The organism is Aminiphilus sp. (assembly GCF_029975095.1).
Classification (GTDB): domain Bacteria; phylum Synergistota; class Synergistia; order Synergistales; family Aminiphilaceae; genus Aminiphilus.
Genome location: NZ_JARKPW010000130.1, coordinates 17,269 through 29,206 on the forward strand (window position 1 = coordinate 17,269; position 11,938 = coordinate 29,206).

The 11,938-nt window shown below is 61.2% G+C and carries 13 protein-coding genes; all 13 read right to left on the reverse strand.

Annotated features, from left to right (window positions below):
* Nucleotides 1–137: 137 nt before the first annotated feature.
* The gene (locus Q1K49_RS07875; protein WP_300524795.1) at nt 138–560 is read right to left on the reverse strand and encodes a hypothetical protein; all 423 of its coding nucleotides are present in this window, start codon (nt 558–560) and stop codon (nt 138–140) included.
* Nucleotides 561–847: 287 nt separating this feature from the next.
* Nucleotides 848–1,666, reverse strand: a complete 819-nt coding sequence (locus tag Q1K49_RS07880; protein ID WP_300524797.1) for a hypothetical protein — start codon at nt 1,664–1,666, stop codon at nt 848–850.
* A gap of 399 nt (nt 1,667–2,065) precedes the next feature.
* Entirely contained in the window at nt 2,066–3,559 is a 1,494-nt protein-coding gene (locus Q1K49_RS07885; RefSeq protein ID WP_300524800.1) for a S8 family peptidase, read from the reverse strand.
* A 59-nt stretch (nt 3,560–3,618) separates the two neighbouring features.
* Nucleotides 3,619–4,086 (reverse strand): hypothetical protein, encoded by a 468-nt coding sequence (locus Q1K49_RS07890; protein ID WP_300524802.1) that lies wholly within the window; start codon nt 4,084–4,086, stop codon nt 3,619–3,621.
* Between the two features lie 400 nt (nt 4,087–4,486).
* Nucleotides 4,487–4,753, reverse strand: coding sequence for a stage V sporulation protein S (locus tag Q1K49_RS07895; RefSeq protein ID WP_029165298.1), 267 nt, complete (start codon nt 4,751–4,753; stop codon nt 4,487–4,489).
* Between the two features lie 191 nt (nt 4,754–4,944).
* On the reverse strand, nt 4,945–5,718 hold the full coding sequence (locus Q1K49_RS07900) for a TIGR00282 family metallophosphoesterase (protein ID WP_300524807.1): 774 nt from the start codon (nt 5,716–5,718) through the stop codon (nt 4,945–4,947).
* A gap of 2 nt (nt 5,719–5,720) precedes the next feature.
* Nucleotides 5,721–7,250, reverse strand: a complete 1,530-nt coding sequence (rny, locus tag Q1K49_RS07905) for a ribonuclease Y (RefSeq protein WP_300524824.1) — start codon at nt 7,248–7,250, stop codon at nt 5,721–5,723.
* Between the two features lie 160 nt (nt 7,251–7,410).
* On the reverse strand, nt 7,411–7,911 hold the full coding sequence (locus tag Q1K49_RS07910) for a DivIVA domain-containing protein (protein ID WP_300524810.1): 501 nt from the start codon (nt 7,909–7,911) through the stop codon (nt 7,411–7,413).
* Nucleotides 7,908–8,354, reverse strand: a complete 447-nt coding sequence (locus Q1K49_RS07915; RefSeq protein WP_300524813.1) for a cell division protein SepF — start codon at nt 8,352–8,354, stop codon at nt 7,908–7,910. The genes Q1K49_RS07910 and Q1K49_RS07915 overlap by 4 nt, the downstream gene beginning before the upstream one ends.
* On the reverse strand, nt 8,347–9,099 hold the full coding sequence (locus Q1K49_RS07920) for a YggS family pyridoxal phosphate-dependent enzyme (RefSeq protein ID WP_300524815.1): 753 nt from the start codon (nt 9,097–9,099) through the stop codon (nt 8,347–8,349). The genes Q1K49_RS07915 and Q1K49_RS07920 overlap by 8 nt, the downstream gene beginning before the upstream one ends.
* Nucleotides 9,100–9,187: 88 nt before the next feature.
* Nucleotides 9,188–10,123 carry a hypothetical protein gene (locus tag Q1K49_RS07925; protein WP_300524818.1) on the reverse strand — a complete coding sequence of 312 codons (936 nt, stop codon included), beginning with the start codon at nt 10,121–10,123 and terminating at the stop codon, nt 9,188–9,190.
* The gene (locus tag Q1K49_RS07930) at nt 10,120–10,743 is read right to left on the reverse strand and encodes an HAD-IA family hydrolase (protein ID WP_300524819.1); all 624 of its coding nucleotides are present in this window, start codon (nt 10,741–10,743) and stop codon (nt 10,120–10,122) included. The genes Q1K49_RS07925 and Q1K49_RS07930 overlap by 4 nt, the downstream gene beginning before the upstream one ends.
* Nucleotides 10,740–11,938, reverse strand: a 1,199-nt coding sequence (locus tag Q1K49_RS07935; protein ID WP_300524822.1) for a class I SAM-dependent rRNA methyltransferase, incomplete at its 5' end; no start/stop codon positions are given. The genes Q1K49_RS07935 and Q1K49_RS07930, both read right to left, overlap by 4 nt.

Sequence of the window (11,938 nt, forward strand, 5' to 3'; positions counted from 1 at the left end):
GAACTTCCGGAAACCCGGTACGGCAAATTCCCCGTCGGTGTTTTCTCGAAACGACGGAGCTGCCTCAGAAAAACACGCGCCCCGCCGAGAGAACCCCCAAGGGACAGGGCATTCCGTCCGCACAACGTCATGTAGCCTCACGGTGCGGAGAGCAGTTTTTTTTCTCTGTTCGGCGTCACCGACTCGATCAGGAGATCCTGATCAAGCAGGGACAACAGTTTGTCCGCCACGTTCGAGTCTTTGGCGGCCAAATCGCTCCGGACGTGGAACATTCCCTTTCCCGTCGTCTCGGCAATCGCATCGAAAGCCCGGACCACCGTGAGTCCGTAGCGATTCGCCAGATATTCCCCCTGCATTTCGAGCATCAACGCCGCAAGAGCGCGGCGTGTCGCTCCGGTATTTCCCTGAATCGCCGCCTTGGGGTGGAACATCACAAGATATTCTCCGGGGACGCTCTTCTCCTGCGAATCAGTTCCACCGGCACTCTTCGTCTCCGCCTTCCCCTGAGAGGGCACACAAAACACCAGCCCCATCACGAGCAATACCAGAAATCGCACCATTCCGCTCCCTTTTCGCCTCCGGCCATGAAAAATTCCCACACACACTCCCCCCCCCTCCCTCGAAACAGCAACGGTCACACGCACACTACACGATATTCACCGGCATTCGGGGGTCCCGCCACATCCGAAAATCTGAAATTTTTTCCGCCGCATCGCGGCCGCACATACAGCGATGTGCCACAGGAAACAACAGGAAAAACACCCCCCGGCCGGAACAAAAGAAAAAAGAACGGGCGCGGAAAAGAGTTTTGCTCTTTTCCCCGCCCACTCTATCATTTCTCCAGTTGTTATGCCGATGTCCCCACCGCTCCATCGAGAGCCCCGATCAATTCCTCCAGAAAAGTCCGGAGAGCCTGACGCAGGCCGTCCGAGGGCTCCGTCTCCACCGGCGTCCAGCCCGCAAACCACTTCGGTGACTCAATGGACTCCAGCGCAGCACCCTCCGCACCGCGCAAACGGAACCAGTCGCCCTCCTCGTTCATGTAGTAACGGCTGGTGCCGCCCTGAAGCGGCTCCGGCGGAACCACCTCCCGGTAGGACACACCGTCGATCTCCGTCCACTCTCCCCACTGATAGGAGAGGTTCGGCGTCCCACCCGTCACGGGCGTCTCCTCCTCCCCGTCGAGAGGCGGGGGGCCCCCCATCTCGGGCGAGTACCACGAGGGAGTCTCAATGGGAGTGAGCACCGCCCCAGGACAGGACGCGAGGCTGTACCATCCTCCCGCCTCGTCCATGTAATACGCAGGCGCTCCCCGTTGAGCACCCTCAGGTGGATAGGCCCGGCAATACTTCGCTCCGTCCACCTCCACCCAGTCCCCCCATTGAAGCACATCCTCCTCGCCCGGAGGGGTCAGCTCCCAGGATGGAACGGGTTTTACGGTGAAAACAGGCCCGTCCGTGATTGGAAACGAGGAGGGATTCGTCGAGGCGGCGAGGGCTTTCTCCACCAGGCTTTCAAACACCGGGGAGAGCGCTCCTTCACCGCCGTTCGCGCCTCCTTTCAGAGACACTCCCTGGTCGCGCAGTTTCTGCCGTATCTCCGCGAGCCTCGCCACATTCTGTTCCGTCAACAAAGACTGCACGCCGCTCCATTTCGGATCGGACACGTCCCATTCCCCCGTTTCCTCGGCAAGTGGCGCCGGAAAAATCGTCTCTGTTCCACAAGCAACGCTCCACCACTCCGGTTTCCGTTTCGGTCGTGACGCGACCGGACTTGACAAACCGACCCGCAGAGAACGCAGGCGCACTCCTCAAGAGCGGACACCAAAGAATCCACGCGTACCGTCGTTCTCGGGAAGCAGCCTGCCGCCCGGTTGCGGGTGGAGAGCATTCGAGCCGCACCTCCGCACTACAGGCGACGAGAAGACGAGGGACAGGAAAAGCCGGAAAGCCGCCTCGAACACTGCGGCGGCTTTCCGGGACAATACAGAGGCTTTTTCCGCGGTGCTCGCCCCCCGAGAAAAAAGGCGGGAGCCTGCGGCGTTCTCTCCGAAGAACGCCCTGCGCTAGCGTTTTCCGCGCAACAGGAGCAACGGAACCAGAAGCAGAAGCATGCCGGGCACGACACCCACGGAGCAACCGCCACCACCGCCACTGCCGCCGGACGAAGGAGTGGGCGACAGGGTTGGTGTGGGTGTAATCGTTCCGGTGGGCACAGCACCTCCCATGGCTGCCGCGAGATCAAGCTCACCTCCGGTGGACACTCGCCCGGCGAGGTTCGCATTCGCCGCCACATTGTCCACAATGCGCGCTTTGATCTGATCCGCCGTCTCCGCAGGATACCGGGCCATCAGGAGAGCCGCCGCACCGGCCACATAGGGCGTCGCCATGGATGTTCCATTCCACGAAGCGTATCCGCCGTCGAAGGTGGTGCTCAGGATGTTCACCCCCGGCGCTGCGAGATGCACGTAGTTCGGGCTGTAGTTGGAAAAATTCGCCTTCGCCCCAGAACTGTCGATAGCCGCCACGGTGATCATGCGGCTAAAGGGGAAGCAGGCCGGATAGGGACGCAATCCTCGATAATCATCATCGGGGTTGTCCGGATCCGATCCGGGCCCGCCGGGATTGTCGATATCCTGATATTCGTTTCCCGCGGCGACGACCACGAGAATCCCCGCGTTGCAGAGGGCGTTGAGCGCCGCACCATAGGGATCAGAATAGGGATCCGCCACGGGAGTCCACCAGCCCCCCAGGGACATGTTGGCCACCCGAATGTTCCGCCCGCGGTTCTTCTGCCCCAGCACGTAATCGAACCCGGCGATGATATCCGCTCCGGAGCCCCTCCCCTGGTCATTCAGAACCTTCACCGCCAGAAGCTTCACGTTCCAGTTCACTCCGGCCACACCCACGCCGTTGTTTCCTACGGCGCCGATGCTTCCCGCCACGTGGGTGCCATGCCCTTGGTCGTCCAGAGGATCATTAGGGTCCCACGCGCCAGTGACGCAATTCCGCCCGTAAAACCCGTCCATGTCGCGTCCCATGTTCGCCGCGAGATCCACATGATCGTACTTGATCCCCGAGTCGATCACCGCCACGTAGATGGCATCGCTTCCCGTCGTGGCATCCCACGCCTGGGGTGCACCGATGCGCTCCATTCCCCAAAGCTCACCGTAACGTGGATCGTCGGGAACCGCCGACGCATGGACGACGTAATTCGGGCTCGCACCGAGCACCGAGTCATTGTCTTCCAACATCGCAAGGAGTTCCTCCGTGCTTTTTGTGTCGGAACGGAGCAACACGATGCTCTTTCCCGTGGTCGCCGCCAGAGAGGGATAGGTTTGCACCGCCCGGGCTCCGATGGACTGAGCAAAGGCAGACGCCTGAGAGGCAAGAGCCGCTTCGAAAGAAACGCCGTCCGCCTGTGCGCTCGCAGAAGGGGTCTCTCGGAGGAGCACAAGAACATCACCGGGGACATAGTCCGGAGAGGCTGCAGCATTTACCGATCCGACACAAAAAACGAGGAGCAACAGGCAGAAAAAGGCAACTCCGATCTTCTTCACGGCACATCACCACTTTCGTCGGTTTTTTGGAAGAAATCCGTTGTGTTTTCAGAAAAAGATCAGGGCGTGGAGATCAACCGCTGCTCCCGATTCGGCGCCACGGATTCGATGAGCAGATCCTGGCCGAGAAGGGACAACAGCTTCTCCTCCATATTCCGATCCCTCGCCGCCAGGTCGCTTCGGACGTGAAACATCCCTTTCCCCGTCGTCTCCGCAATCGCATCGTAGGAGCGGACCACAGCGAAGCCATAGCGGCTCGCCAAATACTCCCCCTGCAGCTCCAGCATCAATGCCGCAAGAGCACGTCGGGTTTCGCCGGTGCTTGATGTAATCCTGGACTTGGCGTGAAACATGACGATGTACTCACCGGCAATGGTTTTTTCCTGGGACCCGGCACTGGAAACCGTAGCGGAGCCTCCCGCCTCCCCTTTGGCAGGCAGGTATATGAACAACCCCGACACGACCAACATGAACGCCACGCACACCACAACGACTCTCCCCTGTCCGCGACAACGATGTTCTTCCATCTCTCCACCCTCCCTTTTCAAAAAACTCGGCCTCCCCTCGGAAATTTGCGTTCGGCAATCCTTCGCAGCGAGAGAAAGCACAAAAGATTACACGCAGCAGTGTACTCAAAAAAAGAGATACTGCCTAGGTGACTTAAGACCCAAGTTTCTATCGACTTTGTCGTTTTTGGAGCGCCGTATCTTGCGATCACGGCATCTTGTATCTTTGTGAGGTGCTATGCATCCCCTTAGTTTCTTCGGAAATGCAAGCGAGAGGGGCTCCCCTAGGGGGAGCCCCTCTCGCTTGCAGAAACAAATCCTCTTTACAGATTCTTTTTCTCGGTCGGACCCACGTCGCCCGCGCCATTTTCCGGCCGTCTCACGGCCAAACGCAGACACGTTCTCCGAGAAGTGTGTCTTTCTATCTGTTCCGAATCATGAGCTTCACGGCGGTACGGCTCTGGCCGTCGATTTCGATGTCCGCAAATGCGGGAACGCAACAGATGTCCAGTCCGTTCGGCGCGAGATAGCCCCGTGCGATGGCGATGGATTTGACGCCCTGGTTCACCGCTCCCGCACCTATGGCCTGAATTTCCACTTCCTTGCCGGCCCGGACAATGGAGGCAATCGCACCCGCTACTGCGTTGGGATTGCTGTTGGCACTGACCTTAAGCATTTCTACCGTCATGACTCCGGCACCTCCCTGAGGGCTCGCCTTTTCCGGTGACAGCCTCTGGAACTCCTCCGCCCTGCGTACTCGATTTCGACAGCAGCTTCGAGCCTGGTTCATCCATGTGGAGCGGCTCCGGCATCGTCTTCCTGAGAGCCTTTGCATGGTCCCCCGTCAAACATTCGAGGCGCTGTAACAGAGGAGGACCGTCACAGACGGATCTGCAAGCGCCGTATATGGAGAGCTCTTCCCGTCTCCTCGTCGATGTCGACCACCACGCCGCAGAGGCGAAGGTCGTTCTCGCAGACGGAAAATTTGGAGGGCAGGCCCGTCAGGAACCGAGAGAGCGTCGTCTCTTTCTCCATGCCGATGACGCCGCCGTGTCCTCCCGTCATGCCCACGTCCGAGAGAATCGCCGTACCACCGGGAAGTACATCCTCGTCGGCGGTCTGTACGTGCGTATGCGTCCCCACCACCGCCGAAACGCGCCCCTCGAGATACCGAAAAAGGGCATATTTCTCGGATGTGGCCTCGGCGTGAAAATCGACGAAGACCGCCTGCTCGGAAATCCGCCCGAGCAGGAGATCCGCCGTCCGAAAAGGACAATCAAGAGGAGGCATGAACGTCCTGCCCTGCAGGTTCAGCACCGCCAGGCGGGCGCCGCCCCGCTCGAGGACGGTCCAGCCCTGACCGGGGCAGCCATCGGGATAGTTCGCGGGCCGCAACACCCGGTTCTCTCCCGCGAGAACGGGAAGAAATTCCTTCTTGTCCCAGATGTGGTTTCCTCCGGTAAGGCAATCGACCCCCAGAGCGAACAGTTCCTCCATCACCTTCTCGGTGAGGCCGAAACCAGCCGCCGCGTTCTCGCCGTTGGCGAGGACGAATGTGAAGGGGCCGTCGTCCTCCCGGATACGGGGAAGGAGTTCCCGCACGAGATCCCTTCCGGGCCTGCCCACCACGTCGCCGATGAAAAGAATGCGCATGGTTATTTCGCGTACTCCACTGCCCGGGTTTCCCGAACCACCGTGACCTTGATCTGCCCGGGATATTTCATCTCGTCCTCGATTTTCCTCGCCACATCGAAGGCCATTTTCTGGATCGACCCGTCGTCGGTGAGGTTGGGAACGACCATGACCCGCACCTCGCGCCCCGCCTGGATGGCAAAGGCCTTGGCGACACCCTGAAACGCCTTGGCCAGGCTTTCCAATTTCTCCAGGCGCTTGATGTAGGCATCCAGGCTCTCCCGGCGCGCTCCGGGGCGGGAAGCGCTCACCGCGTCGGCGGCGGCGACGAGGACCGCATACACCGTCTGGGGCTCCTCGTCCTCGTGATGGGAGGCGATGGCGTTCACCACCTCCTGTGGTTCGCCGGCCTTGCGGGCGATGTCCGCTCCGATGACCGCGTGGGGGCCCTCCACCTGATGGTCCACGGCCTTGCCGATGTCGTGGAGCAATCCCGCCCTGCGGGCGAGGGATTCGTCGAGCCCCAGTTCGGCGGCCATGATGCCCGCCAGATGCGCCACCTCCAGACTGTGCAGGAGAGAATTCTGTCCGTAGCTTGTCCGGAATCTGAGCTGCCCCACGAGACGCACCAGATCCTGGTGCATGTTCTTGATTCCCGTGTCGAGAAGGGCCTCTTCGCCGGCCTCGAGGATCTGCTCCTCCACCTCGCGCTGGGCCTTCTCCACAAGCTCCTCGATCCGGGCGGGGTGTATCCGGCCGTCCACGATCAGCCTTTCGAGGGAACGCCGGGCAACTTCCCGGCGGACGGGGTCGAAACTGCTCACGGTGACCGCTTCGGGCGTGTCGTCCACGATGAGATCCACACCGGTGAGGGTTTCGAAAGCGCGGATGTTGCGTCCCTCTCTGCCGATGATGCGCCCCTTCATTTCGTCGGAGGGAAGGTTCACCACGCTCACGGCCACCTCCGACGTGTGTTCCACCGCACAGCGCTGAATCGCGGTGGAGATGATCTCCGCGGCCTTCTTGTCGGCTTCGCGCTTGGCCTTCTCCTCCAGCTCCTTGAGGCGAAGTCCGATGATGTGATCGGCCTCCCGCTCCACCTCCGCAAGGAGAACCTGCTGCGCCTGCTCCCTCGTCATCCCCGCCACTTCTTCGAGTCGGCGCACCTGCTCCACCTTGATCGTCTCGATCTCATCCATGCGGGACTTCAGCGCATCCTGACTGATCTTGAGCTCCTCTTCCTTGCGGGTAAGGGCATCGAGCTTGCGGTCGAGATTCTCTTCCTTCTGTTCCAGGCGGCGCTCCACTCGCTGCTGTTCGTTCCGCCTGTCCTTGATTTCCTTCTCGACGTCCTGGCGAAGCCGAAGGGCCTCCTCCTTCGCTTCCGTGAGGATTTCCCTCTTCCGTTGCTCCGCCTGTGATTCCGCGTCCTTGAGCATCCGTTCCGTCTGGGCTCGCGCTCCGTCGAGACGTTTCTCTTCGAAGGCCTTGCGGAGGAAATATCCCGCCGCAAAGCCGACTGCGACACCCGCCGCAATCAACAACATCTGCATCAGTTGCATCGGTGTCTCACCCCTTATGGAATTGTCAAAGTTCGGCCTCTCTATGGAATCAATGGTTCATATCCTCTGGAAGCCATTGGTCTATTGTACTGGTTCGGACGCATCGTCACAAGTGCGGCAAGAGGAAGACACGTGAGGAAATGCCCCTCTCTCAAGGCTCGGACCGGGGAGGTGTTCCTCCCTCCGAACCGGAATCTTCGTTTTGTGTTTCAAGGAGGGAATCAAACCGGGAAAGAAGCGCCCGCAGCTCGCCCACGAGATCCCGACGCACGTCCCGGACGCGGGCGAGCTCTCTCCGGGCTGTCTCCACCTGGTTGCGGGCTTCACCGATCAGGTGTTCGGCCTTGGCCTGGGCCTCGGCGATGACGGCATCGGCCTGCCGTTCCGCCGCACGGATCCGCTCCTCCGCGCTCCTCTGCGCCATGAGAAGCGCCTCCTGCAGCGAGTCCTTGAGCCCCCGATATTCCTTCATCTGCTCTTCAAGCTGTTGAATGCGCCGCTGCTGCTCCCTGTACTGCTCCGTATAGGCGTGAATGCTTCCCGCCACCTGGTCGAGAAAGGAATCCACCTCGCTCTGGTCGTATCCCCGAAGCGCACGTTTGAACTCCTGATTGGCCACGTCCATGGCGGAAAGCAGTTCCTTCTCGCTCACGGTTCCTCCTCCCCTCCGGGTCCGACCTGCACCTGCGATCGTTCCTCGTCGCTTTCCGCCCCTTCGTCTTTTTTCTCCGTGCGGGCCGGGTCCCACTCCTCCAAAACCGTCACATCCGAAAGCGCAAGAAAGACTCCGGGAGCGATCCGCCGCACGTCCCCTTTTTCCGCGTAGGCAACGCTGCAGACGAAGTCGAGAATGTTCTGTCCGACACCGCGTTCGCAGGTACGAAGATCCATCAGGACAAGACGTCCCTGCCGGAGCGCTTCACCGAGGGCCTCCCTGCGTTCGATGCAGGCGGATCCCCGACAGAGGACCAGCATGGTTTCGGAAGGCGGCGGTTCGAGAACGCGCCGCTTCCGCTCCTGAAGAACATCGTCCTCCACGGCGAGATCTTCCACTTCTTCGAGAATGCCCAGTCGAACGAGAAGTCGCTCAAACATCCTCCGCCCCTCCTCTCGGACCGAAGATCGCGCTGCCGATTCGTACCATCGTGCTTCCCTCTCGAATGGCCAAAGCGAAATCACCACTCATGCCCATGGAAAGTTCCGGAAAAGGGCGTCCGAAACGACGGGCCAGATCATCCCGAAGCGTCCGCAAGCGGACAAAGGCCGCTGCCGTCTCGCATTCTCCTCCCTCCAGGGGCCCGACGGTCATGAACCCCTCCACGGAAAGGAAAGGACACTTCTCAAGGAGATGCTCCGTCAACGCCGAAGCCGCCTCAGGGGAAACACCGTGTTTGCTCGCCTCTCCCGACGTGTTCACTTCGAGCAGCACCGAAAGCGTCTTCCCGTCCTCGCCGGCGATTCGGGAGAGTTCTTCCCCGAGTCGAATGGAATCGACACTCTGGATGCACGAAAAGAGTTCCGTCGCCTTCCTGGCCTTGTTTCGCTGAAGATGGCCCACGAGATGCCATGGGGTCCATGGCTGCGGCACGCCACGGTGACGGAGTTCCGCCTCCCAGGCGGGCCGTTTGGCCAACGCTTCCTGGACGCGGTTCTCCCCAAGGATATCCACGCCCTCCAGAGCCGCGGCGACCATGGCGGAAACGGGGTGGTACTTCGATACGGCCACAAGACGTATCGAGGCGACATCCCGACAGGACTGTCCAGCCGCTTCGGCCATGCGCTCCCGGACCTCCCGGATGCGACGCCGCACCATTGTTGCAACATCCTCGTTCCGAATCATCCTCGACTCCTCCCGGAATTTCTCTCCTCCAGGGCGCACAGGCAGTCTCAAGGCAACGGCCCCTCCGGCCACTTCGTTCCTCTAGAATCTACCACAGTTTCACCCGTCCTTCCCGGGCGTTTTCAGCAGAGAGAAGAACCAGCGCCCCGGGGACAAGACCTTCCGTGACGAGAAAACGGCGCTCCGAAATGGGGACTCCCGTAACTTCCTGGAAGCGCACGCTCGACCCCGTCACGAGAAACACGCCTTCCCGCATGTTCCGGACCGTCACCGCCCCCTGGGGAACCACCACACCCGTCATGGCCGCCCCCTCGAGAATCCACTGCTCGTTCCGACGGGGCAACAGTTCCAGCGGAAACACGGGAAGGGAGCAGTAGACCTTTGTCCGCACGCCGAAATGCTTCGCCGTCCGTATCACGGCCACGATCGGCGGCACGTCCTTTCCTGTCCGGACGGAGAGAACGTTACGCCGCACATCCCGGTCCACCGCGGGAGTCCGCGTCACATAGGCCACGAAACGCAGATCCTGGGGCATCGGAAGAAATTTGCCCAGGGGATCGCCTTTTTTGATCCGGGATCCGGAAGCAATGAACCTGGCCTGCGGCGCTGAAGGAATCGGTCCATCTCCTTCCCAGATGGCACCGAAAAGCCACGAATTCTCTTTTCCGTCCAGAGCGGGAACGAAATACCCCGCGCCGGGAGCCCGGAACGCCTTTCCTCCAATCACCGCCAGGACATCGCCCTTGGCGACCCGAAAAGGAGCGTTTCCGCGGGAAAAGTGAACCTCTCCGTCCCGATCCGCCCGGAGAACTTCCTCCCGCCAGAGGAGCGCCACATCGAGGGGGTGTTCCTCCACGTGCATCCACGGCTGTGCCCAGGCGACTCGGGGATGCATTTCCTGGTAATGACGCCACCATGCAAGATACAGGGCAACAGCCCCAGCCACGAGAACCGCCACGATGAACCACCAGGTCCATCGTCGCAACGTCTCCCGAAGGTTCCGGCGTGGCGTGGCATCGCTCACGACAGGTCCGTCACCTCCTGAAGACGGTCCACCGTGCACCACGCGCCGGCGGCGAGAAGCTCCGGTGCCCCGAAGTTGCCCGTGGTGATTCCCACACCGCGGACTCCGGCAGCGGCAGCGGTCTGCATGTCCACATCCGTGTCACCCACATAAAGGGTTTCTCCCGCGGTACTTCCGAGGACGGCCAGGGCATGTTCCAACGCATCGGGAAAGGGTTTCGGCCTCGCGATGTCCTCAAGCCCGACGACGACATCGCAGAGAGTGTCCAGAGCAACACACTCCACCACCCGGCGGGCGAAACGACGGTTTGAAACGACCCCGGTGCGACACCCCCGCTCCCGCAATGTCCGAAGCGTGGGAACGGCATCGTCGAACACCAGCAGTCCCGCGTACTCCTCCTCCCGGCAACGCTCCCGGTAAATGTCGAGCCACCTGGGCTCGTAACTTCCCCAAAGACGCACCAGGGCATCTTCCATGGGAAGACCGATGGTCGCAAGGACCTCCTCTTCCGTGACGGTGCGTAGATTTCCTTCCAAGGCAACTATGTTCAGACAGCGGGTGATGGCGGGAGCACTGTTCACGAGCGTCATGTCGAAATCGAAAAGCACCGTGGTCGTCACGGCGTCACCTCCAGTACAAAGCCTTTCAGGTATCCCGTCTCCGGCACCTGGACAAGCACGGGATGATCCGCACCCTGATGCAGCTCCGCCAGGATGCGGAGTTCCTTTCCCGCATCCCGCGCCGCATCGTCCAGCGTGGTGCGGAGCATTTCTCCGCCGAAGGCGGCGCTGCAGGAGAAGAAAAAGAGCGTCCCTCCCGGCACCAGCATCTTGAGTGTCCGCAGGGCGAGTTCCTTGTATCCCCGGCGGGCTGCTTCAATCTGGTCCTTTCCCGGCGCGAAGGGGGGCAGATCCACCACGGCGACATCAAAACGTTCCCCGGCCCGCTCCAGATTCCGGAGCACCTCGAAGGCGTTGCCGCACATCCGCCGCAGCCTGTCCGGAAGCGCGTTGCGAAGGCGGTCCTCCTCCGCCGCAGCCAGTGCCTCTTCGGACTGGTCCACCGCCACCACCTCCGCCGCACCGAAGGAAAGGGCGTGGAGGCCGAAAGCTCCCTGGTAGCAGAAAGCGTCGAGAACACGGGCACCCGGAGCGAGTCCGCAGAGGAGACGCGGAAAGGTCCGCACGTCCAGATACGCTCCCGTCTTCTGTCCTCCCAGCGGGCGCACGCCCGCCAGAAGATCTCCGTACCGCACGGGAATCACCGCATCCTCCGAGAGAGTGCCTTCAAGGACACACCGCTCCCGGGGAAAGCCCTCCCTTTCGGCAACACGCACATCGTTGCGCAGCACCACCGCCTCGGGAGCGAGACACTCCCGCAGCACATCCAGCAGAAGCCCCTTGTTTCTGTGCCATCCCGCGGAGAGCATCTGTACCACCGCCACGGGACCGTAGACATCCACCACGAGCCCTGGCAATCCGTCGCCTTCGCCGGAGATGAGGCGATAGGCATCCTCTCCGGCACACCAGATCCGACGCCGCCGGAGTGCCGCCGCAAACCGTTTCCGAAGAAGCTCCTCCAAAACTGGACGAGTCTCGGTCCAGGCAAGAACCCGACAACACAGAGAGGCTCCGGGATTCCAGAATCCCCATCCCAGCACGTGCCGACGATCTCCGAATGCAACCAGCTCTCCCGAAGGCGCCTCGGGGAAACCCGCCGCATGACCACGAAAAAGCCAGGGATGCCTTGCAAGAACACGATCCATTCCCTTGGCGTTCAGGACAAGGCGCATGGCCCCTCTTGCCTCCCTCCGTT

Excerpts from the sequence above, each read along its gene's own strand:
- Q1K49_RS07920 (WP_300524815.1), bottom strand. The coding sequence starts at position 9,099 with ATGATTCGGAACGAGGATGTTGCAACAATGGTGCGGCGTCGCATCCGG.
- rny (WP_300524824.1), bottom strand. The coding sequence starts at position 7,250 with ATGCAGATGTTGTTGATTGCGGCGGGTGTCGCAGTCGGCTTTGCGGCG.
- Q1K49_RS07875 (WP_300524795.1), bottom strand. The coding sequence starts at position 560 with ATGGTGCGATTTCTGGTATTGCTCGTGATGGGGCTGGTGTTTTGTGTG.
- Q1K49_RS07900 (WP_300524807.1), bottom strand. The coding sequence starts at position 5,718 with ATGCGCATTCTTTTCATCGGCGACGTGGTGGGCAGGCCCGGAAGGGAT.
- Q1K49_RS07895 (WP_029165298.1), bottom strand. The coding sequence starts at position 4,753 with ATGACGGTAGAAATGCTTAAGGTCAGTGCCAACAGCAATCCCAACGCA.
- Q1K49_RS07915 (WP_300524813.1), bottom strand. The coding sequence starts at position 8,354 with ATGTTTGAGCGACTTCTCGTTCGACTGGGCATTCTCGAAGAAGTGGAA.
- Q1K49_RS07890 (WP_300524802.1), bottom strand. The coding sequence starts at position 4,086 with ATGGAAGAACATCGTTGTCGCGGACAGGGGAGAGTCGTTGTGGTGTGC.